General features: G+C 70.4%; 15 protein-coding genes. 8 read left to right on the forward strand and 7 right to left on the reverse strand.

The features are described 5' to 3' along the window. The first annotated feature begins 72 nt into the window (after positions 1-72). Positions 73-1,563, forward strand: a complete 1,491-nt coding sequence (locus JNW98_RS19955; RefSeq protein ID WP_223769618.1) for a hypothetical protein — start codon at positions 73-75, stop codon at positions 1,561-1,563. A 134-nt stretch (positions 1,564-1,697) separates the two neighbouring features. Here JNW98_RS19955 and JNW98_RS19960 read toward each other — a convergent pair whose 3' ends face one another. Continuing rightward, positions 1,698-3,974 (reverse strand): alpha-N-acetylglucosaminidase, encoded by a 2,277-nt coding sequence (locus tag JNW98_RS19960; protein WP_223769619.1) that lies wholly within the window; start codon positions 3,972-3,974, stop codon positions 1,698-1,700. Positions 3,975-4,332: 358 nt separating this feature from the next. Here JNW98_RS19960 and JNW98_RS19965 point away from each other — a divergent pair, with 358 nt between their 5' ends. Together JNW98_RS19965 and JNW98_RS19970 are read left to right on the forward strand one after the other, a co-directional pair. Continuing rightward, the gene (locus tag JNW98_RS19965; protein ID WP_223769620.1) at positions 4,333-4,800 is read left to right on the forward strand and encodes a hypothetical protein; all 468 of its coding nucleotides are present in this window, start codon (positions 4,333-4,335) and stop codon (positions 4,798-4,800) included. A 33-nt stretch (positions 4,801-4,833) separates the two neighbouring features. Continuing rightward, the gene (locus tag JNW98_RS19970) at positions 4,834-6,069 is read left to right on the forward strand and encodes an ATP-binding protein (protein WP_223769621.1); all 1,236 of its coding nucleotides are present in this window, start codon (positions 4,834-4,836) and stop codon (positions 6,067-6,069) included. Here JNW98_RS19970 and JNW98_RS19975 read toward each other — a convergent pair whose 3' ends face one another. After that, complete coding sequence (locus JNW98_RS19975; RefSeq protein ID WP_223769622.1) at positions 6,070-6,594, reverse strand: GNAT family N-acetyltransferase; 525 nt, start codon at positions 6,592-6,594, stop codon at positions 6,070-6,072. A 66-nt stretch (positions 6,595-6,660) separates the two neighbouring features. Here JNW98_RS19975 and JNW98_RS19980 point away from each other — a divergent pair, with 66 nt between their 5' ends. Then, positions 6,661-7,485: an exodeoxyribonuclease III gene (locus JNW98_RS19980; protein WP_223769623.1), complete on the forward strand. Its 825-nt coding sequence runs from the start codon at positions 6,661-6,663 to the stop codon at positions 7,483-7,485. Positions 7,486-7,718: 233 nt separating this feature from the next. Next, a complete protein-coding gene (locus JNW98_RS19985) occupies positions 7,719-9,452 on the forward strand; it encodes an FAD-dependent oxidoreductase (RefSeq protein ID WP_223769624.1) in 1,734 nt (577 codons plus the stop codon). 45 nt (positions 9,453-9,497) lie between these two features. Here JNW98_RS19985 and JNW98_RS19990 read toward each other — a convergent pair whose 3' ends face one another. After that, positions 9,498-10,460, reverse strand: coding sequence for a LysR family transcriptional regulator (locus JNW98_RS19990; RefSeq protein ID WP_223769634.1), 963 nt, complete (start codon positions 10,458-10,460; stop codon positions 9,498-9,500). A 201-nt stretch (positions 10,461-10,661) separates the two neighbouring features. Between JNW98_RS19990 and JNW98_RS19995 the strand changes: the two genes are divergently transcribed. The 3 genes from JNW98_RS19995 (at position 10,662) to JNW98_RS20005 (ending at position 13,830) form a co-directional block, all read left to right on the forward strand. Beyond that, positions 10,662-12,104, forward strand: a complete 1,443-nt coding sequence (locus JNW98_RS19995; protein WP_223769625.1) for an MFS transporter — start codon at positions 10,662-10,664, stop codon at positions 12,102-12,104. Further along, positions 12,101-12,958 carry a phosphatidate cytidylyltransferase gene (locus tag JNW98_RS20000; RefSeq protein WP_223769626.1) on the forward strand — a complete coding sequence of 286 codons (858 nt, stop codon included), beginning with the start codon at positions 12,101-12,103 and terminating at the stop codon, positions 12,956-12,958. The genes JNW98_RS19995 and JNW98_RS20000 overlap by 4 nt, the downstream gene beginning before the upstream one ends. Before the next feature lie 527 nt (positions 12,959-13,485). Then, a complete protein-coding gene (locus JNW98_RS20005) occupies positions 13,486-13,830 on the forward strand; it encodes a winged helix-turn-helix transcriptional regulator (RefSeq protein WP_223769627.1) in 345 nt (114 codons plus the stop codon). 91 nt (positions 13,831-13,921) lie between these two features. Here JNW98_RS20005 and JNW98_RS20010 read toward each other — a convergent pair whose 3' ends face one another. From JNW98_RS20010 to JNW98_RS20025, 4 genes are all read right to left on the reverse strand, one after another. Next, positions 13,922-14,707 carry an NADPH-dependent FMN reductase gene (locus JNW98_RS20010; protein WP_223769628.1) on the reverse strand — a complete coding sequence of 262 codons (786 nt, stop codon included), beginning with the start codon at positions 14,705-14,707 and terminating at the stop codon, positions 13,922-13,924. Positions 14,708-14,720: 13 nt separating this feature from the next. Then, positions 14,721-15,236, reverse strand: coding sequence for a cupin domain-containing protein (locus tag JNW98_RS20015; RefSeq protein ID WP_223769629.1), 516 nt, complete (start codon positions 15,234-15,236; stop codon positions 14,721-14,723). A 72-nt stretch (positions 15,237-15,308) separates the two neighbouring features. After that, positions 15,309-16,415, reverse strand: coding sequence for a type III polyketide synthase (locus JNW98_RS20020; protein ID WP_223769630.1), 1,107 nt, complete (start codon positions 16,413-16,415; stop codon positions 15,309-15,311). Positions 16,416-16,773: 358 nt separating this feature from the next. Further along, on the reverse strand, positions 16,774-17,544 hold the full coding sequence (locus JNW98_RS20025; protein ID WP_223769631.1) for a MerR family transcriptional regulator: 771 nt from the start codon (positions 17,542-17,544) through the stop codon (positions 16,774-16,776). Positions 17,545-17,829: the final 285 nt, after the last annotated feature.

The following is a 17,829-nucleotide window of genomic DNA, read 5'->3' on the forward strand; positions in this document are numbered from 1 at the left end:
TCATGCGATTCCTTACCAGTGAGTAAACGCTGTTTGTCCCGCTGTCGCGCGGCACGTCCCCGAGGATCCGAATTGCGCAAGCGCCACAAAAGAGTGCTCTTCCCTGCCCTGACCGCCGTGTCCCTCGCCGTGGCGGGCTGTTCGTCGTCCGGCTCCGAGGCCGCCGACAAGCCGGACGACCGGGCCGCGGCGCCCGCCGCCACCGCGCCGGCCGCCCCCGCACAGCAGGAGCTCGCGGTCGCCGCGGCCCCCCTGGGCGCGCGCGCCGCCGCCGTCGCACCCGGCGCGCCGACGGAGGACCGCCCGTCGGCGGCCCCCCGGCAGCAGCGGGCGCGTACGTCCTCGCTCAAGGTGGCCTCCTACGACCGGACGACCGGACGCGCCGTCATCTCCGGCGTCACCGGCGTCTCCGGCGCGAAGCCGGGCGGCAGGAACGGTGACAAGCCGGCCGACAAGCCGGGTGTGAAGCCGAGCGGCAAGCCCGGCACCGGCCCGGCCGCCCCCGCGAAGACCGTCGCCGTCGGCGACGTCTTCGCCAGCGCGCCCACGCCCGGCGCCCCGAACGGCGTCCTGGCCAAGGTGACGAAGGTGGTCGGGGCGACGGACAGGGGCCTGGAGGTGCGCACCGCGCCCGCCACCCTCCCCGCGCTCCTCGGCGATGCCAAGGCCGACGGCACCGTGGCCGTCGACCCGTCCGCCGTCGCGGTCAAGCCGCTCGTCCCCGGCGTCAAGGTGTCCTGGGCCAAGCGCGGCAACCTCCGCTTCGGCCCGCAGGGCGCCAAGCTGCCGCTGGGCAACCTGCGCGTGGACGTGAACGCCGCCGTCGCCACCGCGAAGGGCGCGCCCGCCTCGGCCAAGGCGTCCGTCGACGGCTTCGTGCAGCTCGCCCCCGAGGTCGACTTCTCGTACGACGGCCGCGGCACCGACGGCCGCGCGCCCGGTACCGCCTCCCTCGCCCTGGCCGGCGACTGGTCGGCGGAGTGGCGGCTGAAGGGACAGGCCGCCGCGTCGACGGAGGGCAAGCCGCTGCGCCTGCCGTTCGCCAAGCTGCACGCCGCGCCCGTCGTCCAGGTCGGGCCCGTCCCGGTCGTGGTCAACGCCGACCTCACCTGCTACCTCCAGGTGGACGCCGACGGCAAGATATCCGTCGACGTGAAGCAGGACGTCAAGGGCGACTTCCGGGTCGGCGGCTCGTACAGCAGGGCCAAGGGCTGGGCCCCCGTCAGCAAGGCCGCCATGAAGGGCTCCCCGGTGCGCGCCACCGTGGCGGCCGGCGGCCGGGTGCGGGCCGCGCTGGGCGCGGAGGCGTCCGTCGGCCTGTACGGCACGGTCGGCGTGACGGGTGACCTCGCGCCGTACCTGCGGGCCGAGGGCGAGGTCACCGCCAAGGCGTCGAGCGACGGGAAGAAGTCGCTGAAGGGGAAGTGGGGCGCGTTCGGGGGCGTCGACCTCAACGGGGCGCTCCAGCTCCAGCTGCGGATCTTCGGTACGCCGGTGTTCGAGCGGAAGCTGCCGCTGCCGGGGCTGCACCGGGAGTGGAAGCTGGCCGGGTCCAAGGGGTGACCCGGGTGGGGCCGGGGGGTGTGTGCCCCGGCCCCTCCCCCAGAGGGGGGACCCCATTCGCCGTTTCCTGGGGGCTGTGCCCCCAGACCCCCCTTTTTCGCGGCTTCGCCGCTCGTCTTCAATCGCCGGACGGGTTATACAAGTCGCGTCGCCACCTTCCTCGCCACCGCCACGATGTCCCCCGACGGCTTCGCCGGGTACGCGGGACGCTTGCGCGTCCAGCGGTCCTCCAGCGCGTACCAGTCGATGGGCTTGGGCTTACGGCGCGCCGTGAGCGCCGCCTCCAGCTCGGTGAAGTACGTCGTCCAGCGCAGCCGGTAGAGGCCGCCGACCAGCCCCGCCCACTCGCGGTTCGCGTAGTCGTGCAGCTTGCCGCCGTCCGCCGAGGCGCGCGGGCCCCAGACGGTGAGCAGGGAGACGGCGTCGTGCTCCAGCCGGTCGCGTTCGGCGGCCGTGGCGCCCCAGGCGCGGGCCTCGGCGATCCAGCGGCCGAGCAGGTGGCGCTCGCTGGTGGCGACGGTCTCCTCCAGGAGGGCCATCCAGTCCAGCCACTGCCGGGTCAGCGCCCGGAAGCGGGTCCGGTCCCCCGCGTCGTACGCCGCCTTGATCCGGGGCAGCAGCAGCCGGCTGCGGTTGGCGGCGCACTGCCGGGCGACGTCCGTCAGGTCGTACCGGTACGCCGAACTGCCGCGCAGCGCCGGGGCGACGGCGAGCAGCGCGGGCAGGGCCTCGTCGAAGGCGGCCGCGTCGTAGCGCAGCTGCCGTGGGGACCAGGCGGCGGCGCGGTTGACGGCCAGGTCCGGGCGGGCGCCGAAGAGGCCGTCGGCCGCCTCGCTCCAGCCGTCGGCGCGGGTGGTGCCGTAGGCGGTGCGGCGCAGGACGTCCCAGGCGCGGCGGGCGTTCGGGTCGGCGGCGCCGTACCGCTGGACGGACCAGCGCGCGAACCAGTCCTCCAGGTCCACCCGCCCCTTGGCCCAGGCCAGGTCGGAGAAGAGGGCGAACGCGGCGGGGTTGTTGTCGGCCGCCTCGGGCATCAGCGCGATGCCGCGCAGGGCGCTGCCCTTCTTGGTGCGCCACTGGTGGAAGAGGGAGACCCAGTCCCGGGTGTTGGCGCCCATCGCCGTGTGCCCGCCGAAGTTCCAGATGGTGCCGAAGGCGTACGGCGTGCCGCCCCAGTCCTTCTCGCGGTCGGTGACACGCGGGTAGTGGTCCGCGATGCCGTCGAGGACGAGCATCTTGGAGCGGTCGACGGCGTCGAGGATTTCCCTCCGCGGGTTGGTCTGCCAGCCGAGGATGGCCCAGGTGGCGTCGGGGTGCGCGGTGCGCAGCGCCTTCTCGACGGCCTTGGCGGCGGCGCCGACGGGGACGGGACCGGGGGTGCCGCCCTCGTGCAGCAGGTCGATCTTGTACATCGACGAGGCGCCGTAGAGCTCCTGCTGCACCCGGTAGTACGTGCGGGCGACGCGGGCGAAGTGACTGCTGCGCGGGTCGAGCCAGTCGGGGCGGGGGAAGCCGGCCCAGTCGCCCTGCGGGACGGTGCGGGCGCCCTTGTTGCGGCGCGTGAAGTCGGGCGGGACCGTGCCGGCGTAGCCGGGGAGGACGGGCGTGATGCCGAGCTCGCGCAGCCGGCGCGTGATGCGCTGAGCCAGGGCGGTCCTGCGGTCGAGGAGCGCGCGGGAGACGGGACCGCCGAAGGCGCTCATGTTCTGCATGAGCCACCAGGGCTGGTGGGCGGGGCCGGGAACCCAATTCCGGACTTCCGCGTCGGTGTAACCGTGTTCGATGAACGTTCGACGGTAGACCGCGTCGGCGCCCGCGTAGACCAGCACCTCGTTGTAGCCGTGCAGGGCGAGGACGTCGATTTCGCGTTCCCAGTAGGCCCAGTCCCGGTAGGGGCCGGTGTAGCCGTCGTTGGTGTCGTTGAGCGCGAAGCGGTGGCGGACGTTCGCCTCGGCGGCGACGGCGCCGCGGACGGCGGGGAGCGTGGCGGGCAGGGCGGTCCGCTCGCCGCTCCAGGAGAAGTGCGCGTGGGCGACGTCCCGCAGGTAGCGGTGGAACCCGGTCAGCTGGACGGCCGGGGTGCTGCCCTCGACGAGGATGCGGCCGGCCCGGCCGGTGACCCGGTAGACGTCGTTGCCGGAGCGGCGGGGCACCGTGCGGAAGGTGACCTGGCGGTGGTGGCGGGGGAGGAGGCGCGCCAGGGTCGCGGCGGCGGCTCCGCCGGTTCCGTTGGTTCCGGCAGCGGCTTGCGTGTCCGGTCTGTCTTCTATGTCGGGTCTGTGCGGGGCGGCGGGGGGTTGCGGGATCCCTGGGGCTGCCGCGGCCTCCCCCTGCGCCGAGGCGGCGCCGAGGGCGCCGAGCGCGGCGGAGCCGGCCAGGGCGCCGAGGACCGAGCGACGGGCGATGTGCATGAGTGACCTCCGAGGCAGCTGCGGCTACCGGCCTGGACCACTTGAGCGCCGAGATCCTATGAGCCCACGACCGCCGAACGTCAAGAGTGCCCTGGATGAATCAGTCACACCAGTAACATTTACCGCGAACGGCCTCTTTCGGGGCGGGGGTCCGTCCTCCGTTCGGCGCTTGCTGCGCTTGCCGGTGGCCTCGGCCGTCCCGGTCGGCTCACGAACCCTGCCCGGCCGCGGATCCGTTCCCTCGCCACTGCCGTCCCCGAAGACCTCTCTATCCCTGAAGGCCCCTCCGCCCCCGAGGATCTCCCCGTCCCCGAGGACCTCCCCGTCCCCAGGGCCCCTCTCGTACCCGAGGAATGCCGTGCGACGACTCCAGGCCGTCTCCGGCATCCTCACGCTCCTCGCCTCGGGCCTGTCCGGCGGGCTGCTCACCGGCTGTGCGGAGCCCGGCGGGCTGAAGGTGAGCGGTCCGGCGCGGACGCCGGCCCCGGTCGCGCTGCCCGTGCACGTCAGCGAGGGCCCGGGCCGGCCCGGGCTGAGCCGTCCGGCGACGTTCGAGGTCGCCGGGACCGTACGGCTCACCCGGCTGCGCTGGCGGACCTGGGGCGGGCCGGTCGCGGAGGCGGCCGGGGTGGTCTCCGGCCTCACCGGCCCGTGGTGCGCGCCGGTCTGCGGGGACCGGCCGCGCGAGGCCCGCGTCCGGTTCTCCGGACGCGTAGGGCAGGATCGTCACTCCTACTACAGCCGGGTCTCCGTCCTCGTCGTCGGACTCCCGCCCGAGCAGCACACCGAGCTGCGTGATCTGCGGCTCTTCGTACCGGAGCGTTAGCCGCCCGCGTCGGACGCCGAGGAGCCTGGACCCATGGGACTGCGAACGAAGATCGGCGCGGCGATCACCGTCACCGCCGCGCTGGTCGCCGTCCTCATCGGGTTCGTCGTGCACCACCGGACGGGCGTCAACCAGCTGGAGACGGCCCGCGAGACCATCGAGTCCCGGCTGACCGCGGCCGTCGAGGACCACGCGGCGGGCATCGACCGGCAGCACACCCTCGTCAACCCCGACGGCATGCCCGCTCCGCTGCGCGAGGCGGCGGAGCACGGCAAACGCGCCACCTACCTGGACCGGAGCGGCCGGGAGCCGGTGCTGTGGGCGGCGACCCGGCTCGGCGACGACATGATCGTCCTGAAGCGGCCCTACCGCCGCGAGACCCGCAACCTGGAGGACCTCGACGACGTCCTCTGGGCGGCCGGCGGCCTGGGCACCGCCTTCTCCGGCATCGTCGGCGTCAGCCTGGCGACGTTCGCCGGGCGCCGGCTGAACGCCTCCGCCCGCATCGCCGAGCGCATCGCCGACGGCGACCTCACGGCGCGGCTCCGGCCGCGCGGCGGCAAGGACGAGATCGCCCGGCTGACCATCGCCGTCAACACCATGGCCGACGCGCTCGCCGCCCGGCTCCAGGCCGAGCGCGAGGTGACCGCCAACATCGCGCACGAGCTGCGCACGCCCGTCGCCGGGCTGGTCGCCGCGGCGGCCCTGCTGCCGCCCGGCCGGCCCGCCGAGATGGTCCAGGAGCGGGCCCGGCGGGTGCACACCCTCATGGAGGACGTCCTGGAGGTGGCCCGGCTGGACGCGGACGCCGAACGGGTGGAGACCGACGTCCGCACCCTCGGCGACCTCGCCCGCCGCGCCGCCGGCGCCGCGGCCGGGCCCGACGCCGCGAGGGCGGAGGTACGCGTGGTGCGCGACTGCCTGGTGGAGACGGACGCGCGGCGCGTCGAACGCATACTGACCAACCTCGTCACCAACGCCTACCGGCACGGCGCCGAACCCGTCGTCGCCGAGGTGGACGACGGCATCATCCGCGTCCGCGACGGCGGCCCCGGCTTTCCCGAGCCCCTCCTGGCCCACGGGCCCCAGCGCTTCCGTACGGAATCCGGCGCGGGCCTCGGCCTCGGGCTGACGATCGCCGCCGGCCAGGCGCGGGTGCTGGGCGCTCCGCTGACCTTCGCGAACCGGCCGGAGGGTGGGGCGGAGGCGGTGCTCGACCTGCGGGGGGCGGTGCGGGGTCCGGTGCCCTCCGGGCCGGGCCCGGAGTGATCAGGCTTCGGCCGTGACCCCGACGGGCGAGGGGACGGCCCCGCGCCGCAGCGGCTTGGCGAAGCAGCGGCTCTGCTCGTACTCCCGGTAGAGCCCGAACTTCCGCTCCGCCGGCACGTAACCGCTCGACGTGTAGAGCGCGATGGCCTCCGGCTGCTCCGTGCCGGTCTCCAGGACCATCCGCACCCGGCCCGCCGCCCGCGCGTCCTCCTCCAGCAGCGCGAGGATCCGCCGCGCCAGCCCGCGTCCCCGCGCGGCCGGCACCACGTACATCCGCTTCAGCTCGGCGTCGCCGTCCGCGTACCCCTCGTCGTTGCGCTCCTGCGCGCGCCAGCCGCCGGTGGCCACGGGCGTGCCGTCGTCCTCGTACGCGATGAGATATAGGCCACGCGGCGGGGCGAAGTGCGCCGGCTCCAAGGGGGTCAGGTCGCCCTCGTCGTCGTAGCGCACCTGGTACTCCAGCTGCACTTCGTCATTGAGTTTCACGGCGTCCGGGTGGTCGAAGGGCACGGGCAGAATCCGCATCCCGTGATCGTACGATCACCTGACCGGGGGCGACAGGGGTGCCCGCAAAGTCGGTATCGTGCCGGAATGCTCACCCTGACTGTGACTTCCGTGAACGTGAACGGGCTGCGCGCCGCCGCCAAGAAGGGCTTCGTGGAGTGGCTGGCGTCGACCGGCGCCGACGTCGTCTGCCTCCAGGAGGTCCGCGCCGAGCCGCACCAGCTCCCCGACGAGGTGCGCGACCCCGAGGGCTGGCACGCCTTCCACGCCCCCGCCGCGGCCAAGGGCCGGGCCGGCGTCTCCGTCTACTCCCGGCGCGAGCCCGACGCGGTCCGGGTCGGCTTCGGCTCCGCCGAGTTCGACGGCAGCGGGCGCTACCTGGAAGTCGACCTCCCGGGCGTCACGGTCGCCAGCCTCTACCTCCCCTCCGGCGAGGTCGGCACCGAGCGCCAGGACGAGAAGGAGCGCTTCATGGACGCGTTCCTCCCCTACCTCGTCTCCCTGAAGGCCCGCGCCGCGGCGGACGGCCGCGAGGTCCTCGTCTGCGGCGACTGGAACATCGCCCACCAGGAGGCCGACCTCAAGAACTGGAAGGCCAACCGCAAGAGCGCCGGCTTCCTCCCCGAGGAGCGCGCCTGGCTCACCAAGGTCTTCGAGGAGTACGTGGACGTCGTCCGCGCTCAGCACCCCGACGTCGCCGGCCCCTACTCCTGGTGGTCCTACCGCGGCCGCGCCTTCGACAACGACTCCGGCTGGCGCATCGACTACCACGTCGCGACGCCCGGGCTGGCGGGGCGGGCCCTGAAGGCCCACGTCGAGCGCGCGGCCACGCACGCGGAGCGGTGGAGCGACCATGCGCCGGTGACGGTGGTGTACGGGGCGAGCCCCTCACTTCACGGTGCGGGGGCATGACGCCGGTTCGGATGCGAGTCGGTCGCCGGCACCCCAAGGGCCTGCGGCCGACCTTGCCGCCGCTCGATCGGTCGGCTCCGGGCGCCGGAGTTTGTCTGCGCCTCACAAAAGCCTGACCAATGCCATAAAGCTGTTCTGCAATGCCGGGTAATTCGGTTAATGCGTTCGATGCATCAACTGCATGCTTCGAGGTTATTGGTTATATCGTAAATTCCGCTCTACCGTAATTCTCGGTGGCTGACAGCACCCGGGCTCCCCTGACCCCCGCGGGGGAGCCCGCCTTTTTCGTGACGACCGGTGTGGCGCCGTATCCCGCACAGCCGGTCCGCGATTCGGGTGAGTCTCGGAAGGGTGGCGCGGTGATCAGTTCTGACTGCGATGTCGTAGTGGTCGGCGGAGGCCCGGTAGGGCTACTGCTGGCCTCCGAACTTTGCATGGCGGGTGCGTCCGTGCTCCTTGCGGAGCGAAGGCCCGAGGCGGACACCAGCATCAAAGCCGGAGTCCTGGGTCCTCTCGCGGTTGAGGCTTTGGAACGACGGGGCCTCGGAGAGCGGCTGGCCGCGGTGGAGCAGGAGCGCTTCCGCCAGGCGGCTGCGACGGCGGCGGCCGCGGCCGGTCTACCCGATCCGGCTCGGCTTCCCGCCTCGGCTGTTCGGCTGGGGCCCACCAATCACTTCGCCGGCCTGGAATATTTGGAGCCGGACCGCGTCAAGGGCTCCCAGCGCCGTCGGATGGCGGTCAATCAGTACGCCTTGGAGCTGATGCTGGCCGATCACGCCCGACGGCTGGGGGTGGACTTCCGTCGTGAACATGAACTCATCGGATTGGAGCAGGACGCGGAAGGGGTGACCGCGCGGTTGGCGACACCCCGCGGTGAGAAGGTGGTGCGGGCTTCCTACCTGGCGGGCTGTGACGGTGGACACAGCACCGTGCGCAAGCTGTTGGGTATCGAATTCGAGGGCACCGGTCCCACCCTCACGGGCCGCCAGGCGGTGGTGGAACTGGCCGATCCGGGTGCCCTGCGCCTGGGGTGGCACCGTAGCCCAGAAGGGATGCTGGCCTACGGACTCGGGGTGAAGCGAGTCTTCACCGTTGAGTTCGACGGCCCGCCCGCCGACAAGGACGCTCCGGTGACACTGGAGGAGATACAAGAGAGCATGCGCCGTACCAGCGGTGCGGACGTCGAAGTGCTGTCCGTCAAGGCTCCGGCCCGTTTCACCGACAACGCACGTCAGGCCAAGGAATACCGCCGGGGACGGGTATTCCTGGCGGGCGACGCCGCGCACGTGCACCCGCCGTTCGGCGCTCAGGGGTTGAACGTCGGCCTGCTGGATGCGGTGAACCTTGGGTGGAAGCTGGCCGCGGCCGTCGCGGGCCGGGCGGCGCAAGGCCTCCTGGACTCCTACGCCGCCGAACGGCAGCCCGCCGGGCGACGATTGATGCACAGTACGCGAGCTCAAACCGCATTGATGCGCACTGATGAGCACACCAGCGAGCTGCGCGAGCTGTTCGCTTCCCTCATGCGTTACGACGACGTCAACGAACATCTGTGGAACATCCTGACCGGCCTGGACGAGCGCTACGACTTGGGCGACCCCCACCCGTTGGTTGGCACACTGAGCCCCAACTGGAATGTGCGGCTGCGCGACGCGTGCCCCGGCAAGCCTGGGCCGCGGACGAATGTGGCCGAACTCATGGGCAGCGGCCGCGGCCTGTTGCTCAGCCTGACCACGAGCCCGCCTCTCGGCTGGTCCTCCCAGGTGGACTCGGTGGCTGTGGTCCCGGACACCAGCGGCGTGGATGCGGGAGGATCGGAGGCGGCCTCGTATGCCGACCTGCAGGCTCTGGAAGCGATGCTGCTCAGACCGGACGGGTGCATCGCCTGGGTCGGCACCGCCGGCGGTACCACGCCAGGGCGACCGTCTTTGTCGCAGGCCCTGAGCCGGTGGTTCGGCGACCGCACCTGACAGGACGGATGTCGGCCAACGCGGGCCCAGCCGCCCGGGACACGGTCAACGAACGGCTGTCTGGGGCGGCTGGGCGGCAGGAACGTCGTCGGGCTCCAGCATGGCTTCGACCGAATGACGGATGCGGGATCGCAGCCACTGGTGAGCCGGGTCGGAGTCGTCGCGCGGATGCCAGGCGAGGGACAGCTGCAAAGGCGGCAGGGGGACGGGTAGTTCTCGGGTGATCAGGCCGAGGGTGCGTACGTTGATGCGGTACTGACGCCAGGGGAACAGACCGATCATGTCGTGTCGGTTGGCCAGCATCAGCAGCGTGGCGGCGAACGTCGGGGCGACCACAGCAGCCCGGCGGTTGAGCCCCAGCGCGGCCAGGGCGTCGTCCAGGGGGCCGCTCAGGCGCCCGCGGCGCGAGGTGACGATGTGCCGGGCCTTGGCCACTCGTTCAGCAGTGAGTTCACCTTCGGCCAGAGGGTGGTCGGGACGCATGACCACGACGGTGTGGTCGCTGATGAGCAACTCCGTGCGCACTTCTGGAGCGAGCGGTCCCAGAACGCCCAATTGAAGGTCGATGCTGCCGTCCCGTAGACCGGTGTGATCGCCGGGCGGCTCTGCGAGGAAGCGCAGCGTCACGCCGGGCGCTTGCTGTTCGACGCAGGTGAGCAGGTGATCGCCGACAGAGGTGACCATTGCGTCGTTGGCGCATATGGTGAAGGTGCGGCTCAGAGAGCGGAGATCGATCTCGCCGGCAGGGGCGAGCACCGCGTGGGCGCGCTGCACCAAGGCGCGTACTTCCGCACGCATTGCCACAGCCCGCGGAGTGGGCTGCATGGCATGGCCTGCGCGGACCAGGACGGGGTCCTCGACGACTTTGCGTATGCGCCCCAGGGTGCGGCTCATCGCCGGCTCGGAAACAGCGAGACGGGCAGCGGCGGCGGTGACGGAGCACTCCTCCAGCAAGGCGTCGAGGGCAATGAGCAGGTTCAAATCCAGCTTCGCATGCACGGCGTGCATCTTATGCATCACCACTATGCATTTGAAGCCATGTTCCCTTGTTTCTAATGTCGTTGACGCACCGTCGAGGAAAGGAAGGACATGACTGCGGAGAGCGCAGCGAGGCCCCACGCCGACCGTAACCGTGAGGTGGGGCGGCAACCGAACCGGGCAGCGGACACCGCTCCCGGCCGGGCGGCGCGGCACACGGTCCCGCGCCTGATGAACGCCGCCGTCATCGCCGTCCAGGCCATGGTCTCCGGCGTCAACCTGGCCATTCCTCAGCTGTCCGCGAGCGATCTGCATCCCTCGGCCACTCAGGTGGTGTGGATCGTGGACATCTACCTGCTCGTCTTCGCCGGGCTCCTCATCCCGGCGGGAGCGCTGGGCGACCGGCTGGGCCGGAAGCCGGTGCTTGTCACCGGACTGGTCACCTTCGGTCTGGGCTGTCTGGGCTGCGCGCTCTCTCCGAACGTCACGGTCCTCCTCATCAGCCGGGCCGTCGCAGGCCTGGGCGCGGCTTTGGTCATGCCGGCCACCCTCGCCCTCTCACTCGCCGTGACCCCACCCCGCGAGCGCGGCAAGGCGGTGGGCGCCTGGTCGGGCGCGACCGGCTTGGGCGGCATGCTGGGCAACCTTCTCGCCGGTACCACCCTGCAGTTCTTCTCCTGGCCCGTGTTCTTCGGCCTCTTCGTCCCGATCGCCGTGCTGCTCGCTGCACTGGCCGGCCGGTGGGCCCCGGATACCGAACGCCACCCGGTCCGGCCCGACGGCCCCGGCACCGTCCTGCTGGTGGCAACGCTCACAGCCCTGCTGTTCGGTCTTATCGAAGGGCGCGAGCTGGGGTGGACGTCGACCCCGGTCCTGATGGCATTTGCCGCGGCCGCCGTCGTCGGCACGATTTTTGTCATCCACGCCCTGCGCAGTGACTGCCCTCTGGTCGACCTCCGACTGCTGAAGACACCCGCGGTGGGCTCCGGCGTACTCGGGGTCGCGGCCGCCTTCCTGGGCATGTTCAGTCTCTTCTTCCTCAACGCCCAGTACCTGCACTACGCCAAAGGATTCAGTGCCGCCGAGACGGGCTTGGCCATCCTGCCGCAGGGCCTGTGCATGAAGCTGGTCTCGCCCCGGTCTGCCCGGCTGGTCACCCGCTGGGGCACCCGCCGGGTCGTGGCCGCCGGCATGTCGCTGATCACCGCCGGGCTCGTGCTGATGTCCCTGGCCACCTCCACGACGCCGTACTGGCAGTACGCGATCGCACTGCTCGTCATGGCCACCGGTATGGGGCTGGCCACCCCGCCCCTGTCCAGCGGAATCGTCGCGGCTTTGCCCAAGAGCCAGAGTGGTCTGGGGTCCGCCCTCAACAGCACCGCCCGAGAAATCGGCAGTGCCATCGGCATCGCCGTCGTCGCCACCGTCGTCACCAGCCGGTTCCTCACCCACCTGCCGCCGGGTGTCGCGGAAGAGGCGCACTCGGCCTCGGACGCCATGATGACCGCCGATCACCTGGGCGCTGCCCAGCACACAGCCGCGGTGAAAGCGTTCACCGACGCGATGGCCAAGGGTTACTGCGTCATCGCTGTCGTCGTCGCGGTCATCACCCTTGTGACCCTCGTCTGGCTCGGTCGTGTTCAGCGGACCGACACGCGGCAGGCGGCACTGTGATCGCCATCCGACAGACCACGGAAGTGGTGGTTCCGGAGACGGGCGAGGACCGCACGGCGTCGGGACGGGCCGGCCGGAACCTCTACCAGGCCGTGACGGTTGGCGTTCTCCTGGGGGCGGTGGTCTGCACCGCTCTGGCCACCACTCCTTTGGTGTTCGCCGTCCTGATCGGCATCGCGTTGACGATGGCGATCGTCGAACTGGCGCGGGGCCTGCGTCGCGCAGGCGTACACGTGGCGGTTTTTCCCCTCCACCTCGGTAGCCAGGCCACTCTGTGGCTGTGCTGGCGTTACGGTGAGCCGGGGCTGTTGCGTGGGCTGGCAGCTGCGGTTCTCCTGTGTCTGGCATGGCGCGTGGCTCGGGGCCCTGCCGACTACGTGCGTGACGCATCCGCCTCCGTCTTGCTCCTGGGCTACATATGCCTGCCCGCTTGCTGCGCCGTACTGCTCGAAGAGAGGCGGCACGGCGCACTCTTGCTGGTGTGCGTACTGGCTTGCGTCTCGGCGTCCGACACCGCTGGATACGCGGTCGGGGCGCTGCTGGGGCGGCACCGCATGGCGCCGGCCATCAGCCCTGGCAAGAGCTGGGAAGGATTCGCCGGCTCGCTGCTCACCTCGACCGCTGTCGGTGCCCTCGCCCTCGGCTGGGTGGGACGCGCTCCGTGGCCGGCCGGCGCCCTGTTCGGTCTGCTCATCGCGCTGGCGGCCGTCGGCGGTGATCTCGTCGAATCCACCGTCAAACGGGACCTGGGCATCAAGGACATGAGCGCGCTGCTGCCCGGACACGGCGGGCTCATGGACCGCTTGGACTCTGTTCTTCCCGCGATGGTCACTGCCTGGATCGTGCTCCGCTAATTGCCGCCCGAGTGCTTATTGGTTGAGCCTCGTACTTCCGCGAGGAGAAAATGCCCGAGGTTTGGTCAAATAGGTGAACAATGCTGCCCACCTGCAAGGGTGGGGACCGCCACCTAGAGGCGGCCGTCTCTTCCCCGCCCTGCTCACCGGGGTGCTGGGTCCCGACCGGCGGCATCTGCCGCAGGGAACGCCCGGGGGACTCTACCGTCGGCTTTCTCCGTCACCGTCCGGCTCGTGCGCAGCGGGCGCCGTCGCCGGGATCCGGCAAAAGAAGTCACCGCACAGACGGGACGTTCCCGCCGGTAATCTTATGGGAGCTTATGGATGGTCGAGGCCGGCGGGCGGGGGGAGGCCATTGCGGTGAGTTTTGTCTGGCAATGACTCCGCAAAAAAGGTAAACAAACGTTGCATGTTACACGCCAGTGGTGAAGGATTGGCGAAAGATCGAAAGGTGCGCGCCGTCGTCAATCGGTAGACTGCCAAATGGGGGGACGTTGCTTAACAAGTCAACAGGGGGCAGGAATCGCATGAATGCCAATGACCTGCAAGCGGCGCACTCGGCCATCGGATTGGTCTCCAAGAAGTGGGACCTGTTTGTGCTGGCCTCTCTGCAGAGCGGTCCTCGGGGGCACTCGGAAACAGCGCGGCTGACCGGAATGGACCGCAAGCAGCTCACGCGGGTGCTGCGCCGTCTGGAAGACGCCGGCCTCGTCTCCCGGCGTGTCGACATCCGGCGCTCGCCCATCCGCGTCTGGTACGGGCTGACCGCGGCCGGCTGGCAACTTCTCGGCCTGGTGGCCCCGTTCGCCGACTGGTGGCAGCAGGGCGCCGAGGGACAAGTCTGCGAGCCGAGGCGAACCTGTCCGGCCTGACGAAGGGTGGGGCCTGTCCGGCCTGACGAAGGGTGGGGGCCGAGTGCGGTGAGCGCCGACGCGAGTCGCCGCTCACCGCACTCGTGATCCTCTAGGGCCTGCCCGCTTGCGGTGACCGGCCTCGGGGGCCTGCTTCGGCCCGAGCCTCCTCGATCCATTTCCGCACTGTCTCCGGCCTGTGACCCGCGCTGCGCAGGCGCTCGGCCACCACCTCCGGCGCTGCGCCGTCTCCCAGCGCCTGCCGCACGTACGGTAGGAACCGGGCCCGCTCGATGTCCGGCCGTTGACGCTCCACCGCCTGCCACAGCGCCCGCGGTGCCTGCGCTTCCAGTACATCCGCCAGCACCCGCAGCTGTGCCCGGATCAGATCCACGGTCACCGCGTCGGTCAGCACCACGGTGCCGTCCGGAGCGGTCGTCAGGGCGCTGGGGGCGGAGGCGACGACGACTTCCGGCTCGGGCACCACGAGGTTGCCCAGCCCGCTGAGGAGGCCGCGGGTATCCCCGAGGCAGCGCAGGCCGTTCATCCTGCCCAGAGTGGCCACCCACACGACGATGCCCTTGCCGGCCAGGGCTCCTCGGCCGTGAGGCCGCGAGAGCCAGTCCACGGCGTTCTTCACCACGCCCGGGATGGCATGGTTGTACTCGGGAGTGGCGATCACAAGCCCGTCCGCGGCCGCCACCGCTTCACGTAGCCGAGCCACGGCCGGGACGGGCGGGTCGGTATCGATGTCTTCGTCGTAGACGGGGACATCCGCCAGACCTTCGAAGAAATCCCACGTCAGGTCCGGCGGGGCCAATCTCTCGGCCGCTCGCAACAGACGGGTGTTGAACGAATCGCGGCGCAGCGATCCGGACAGCGCCAGAATCCGGTGCATGGGCCTCCTCCGCTCAGCCGTACGACAGCGGCGTGATCTGGTGGACGTCGTGCGTCGTCCGCAGATGCGCCACGGCCTGTGGATCGACTGTGTCCCCGGAGGCAAAGATTGCAAGCAACCCGTGGAAGTACTCCTCGTGGTCGCCGGGCGGCGATGACTGGAAGAGCATCCGTGCAGGCCGATCGGTACGGTTGGCGAAGGCGTGCGGGCACCCCGGCGGCACGAACATCAGGCTCCCCGCGCCGGCGGACACGGCCCGCTCGCCTGCCGGCGACTCCCACTCCAGCCAGTTCTCCGTCCGCTCCCGCGGTTCGAAGGCAAACATGTCGAGCTCGCCGTCCAAGACGTAGAACAGCTCTTCGCCGTCGGTGTGGTAGTGGGCCCCTGTATTGAACCCGGGCGGTACGACGACCTCGAACGTGGACGCGTACGCGGAATGCTCGGCGGTCACCTTGAAGGTGACATCCTGGGCCTTGGCTACCAGCCGCTTTCCCTCGTTGGGCGGCACTATCAATCCGCTGACGGACACAGCGGTCCTCCATTCGGAACGTGTGAGTGTGTGCGCACGGACACGCACAGGAAGAAGTCGAGGCGGAGCGGGTCAACCGGCCAGGGAATGTTCGATGCCGGCCGGGACTCGGACCGGGAACCCGACAGCGCTTTCGCGCGTCCACGACCCCACGGCAAGCTCCGCCGTGATTCCCGGCCCGAACCCGGCGATCACCCCTTGGGCACCTCGTCGCAGCGGCCGGTCTTCGAACAGGCGTCGCAGACCGTCCAGCACCACCGCGCTCGCGATGTTCCCGTACTCCGTCAGCGTCGCGCGGCTGTAGCGGAACTCATCCGGGGCCACACCCAGATACTTCGACAGGTCGTCCAGGATCCGAGGGCCGCCGGCATGAACGATGTAGAAATCCAGCTCTCCCACGTCCCAGGAGTGGGTTTCGACGAGTTCGCGTACCACCGGCGCCAGCGGTTCCATGGTGCCGGGGACCCGCCTGTCCAGCCGGAAGTGGAATCCGGTGTCCTTGACGTCGTAGGAAATCCATTCCTCCGTATTCGGAATGAGATACGACGCATTGCGCTCCAGTCGCAGCCCGGTGCCTCCGCTGTGTCGCACCACTGCAGCGGCGACCGCATCACCGAACAGGCCGTCCGACAGTAGCGAGCCGACATCCGCGTCGGTCGGCTGGTAACACAGCGAACAGAATTCGCAGGAAACGATGAGCACGTTGCTCTCGGGGTGCGCCGCGCAGAAGTCATGGGCCCGGTTGATGGCTGCTCCGCCCGCCGCGCAGCCGAGTTGAGCAATCGGAATCTGCCGTGTAGAGGGTCGGCATCCCAAGGTGTTGATCAGCCACGCTGTGAGCGACGGCATCATGAAGCCCGTGCAGGACACGTAGATGATGGCGTCGATGTCCTGGGCTGTCAGGTCGGAATTGGCCAGGGCTTCCTCCACCACGGGCGGGACCCGGCGCTTGGCCTCGCGCTCGTAAATCTTATTGCGTATTTCAAAGCCCGGATGCGCGAGAGTCTGCTCAAGCGGCTGGATGACGTGACGTTTCTTGACTCCAGTGTTGGTGATGAGGCGGAGCGCCAAGTTCAGGTTCGGGCTTTTCGCATGGACCCGCTTGGCCATGTCCAGCGTCTGCTCAACGGTGACCACGTTCTCCGGGACCGCAACTGCAGGTTTGCACAGCGTCGGCATGATCCCCTCCTCAGCGTTATTCGCGCCGATCTGGACGCGCTTGTATTCGTGAGTTCCGAGACGACCGAAAACGTATTCCGATGGCTTGCCCCTCCGCAAGGGGCTTCTTCTGTCATCGGGTGGCATTCCTGCCGCACTGGGGGGTGAGCTGCCACGAGGAAAAGGCCGTCGAGATGTGGCGGCGTGTAGGGCTTTACCCGGGAACGAGTTCGGCTGTCACCACCGGCACCGACCTCGCGCATTCGAGTCCCGCGATGCCGCGATGTGCAATCTGAGGGGCGCTGTCGGATCCGGGCGGGATCGCCATGTCGAAAGTGTCCGTACTGTCGGCAAGGCCGCAGGGTTGTCGGAGGTGCTTTCAGATGGACTGCGTGCGGGAATGATCTTCCCCTTCCGAGGTGGGGGTCGGCGCGTCCGCCCGGGCCCACGTCTCCGCGTTCGCTCTTATATGGCGGTCCATGGCCATGGAGACCTCCGCGTCGATCACCGTCTGTGCGACCGGGCGGAGGCGTTCGAGGGTGCGTGTGATGCGGGCGGCCTCGGTGGGGGGGAGGGGAGTGCCGGTGGCGGCGGGGGTGAGGGCGTTTTGTAGGAGGTGGGTGCGGAGGAGGGTGGTGAAGATTTCGGCCAGGGCGTCGGCGTGGGTGCGGACGTCGCGGCCGGCCGCGAGGACGGCGGAGAGGGGGACGCCGGCGCGGACGAGTTCGGTGGACGCCTCCAGGAGGCGGCGGCTGACGTGGACGAACTCCTCGCCGTCCACGGCGAGGTAGCCGATGTCGAGCGCGGCGGCGAGGTTCTCGGCCGTGACCTGGCCCGAGAAGGTGTCCGCCAGTTCCTCCGCGCTCAGGCGGACCGGGGTCTCCCGGGACCAGGGAGTGGTGGGTACGCCGTCCAGGCCGAGGAGTTCGGCCACGTCACGGCCGCCCTCGAAGGCGGTCAGCAGGTCCGCGATGCCGCCCAGGGTGTGGCCGCGCTCCAGGAGGGCGGCGATGGTGCGGAGGCGGGCGAGGTGGGTGGCGTCGTACCAGGCGATGCGGCCTTCGCGGCGTGGGGGTGGGATGAGTTTGCGTTCGCGGTAAAAGCGGAGGGTTCGGAGGGGGATGCCGGCTGCTTCTGCCAGTTCTTTCATGCGGTATTCGCGTTTTTCGGGGGGTGGACTTCCCGAGCCTCCCGGAGCCGCTGAGGGGTTGGGGCCCGTGGCCCGGTCGTCTGTCTGCTCGGTGGTCACGCGGGCAGCGTAGGGGGTGGTGGCGGGGGAGGGGTGGTTGCCCCTGTCCCGCCCCTTCCCTTTTCTGGCAGGGGCTGCGCCCCCGCACCCTCGAAGCACGCCGCGCGCACTGTCTTCGAACGCCGGACGGGCTGGAGGGGGTGCGACCCGGGGTAACTTCCTTGTCCCGCACCCCTACCGCTCGGT

The organism is Streptomyces huiliensis, from assembly GCF_020037025.1.
GTDB lineage: Bacteria > Actinomycetota > Actinomycetes > Streptomycetales > Streptomycetaceae > Streptomyces > Streptomyces huiliensis.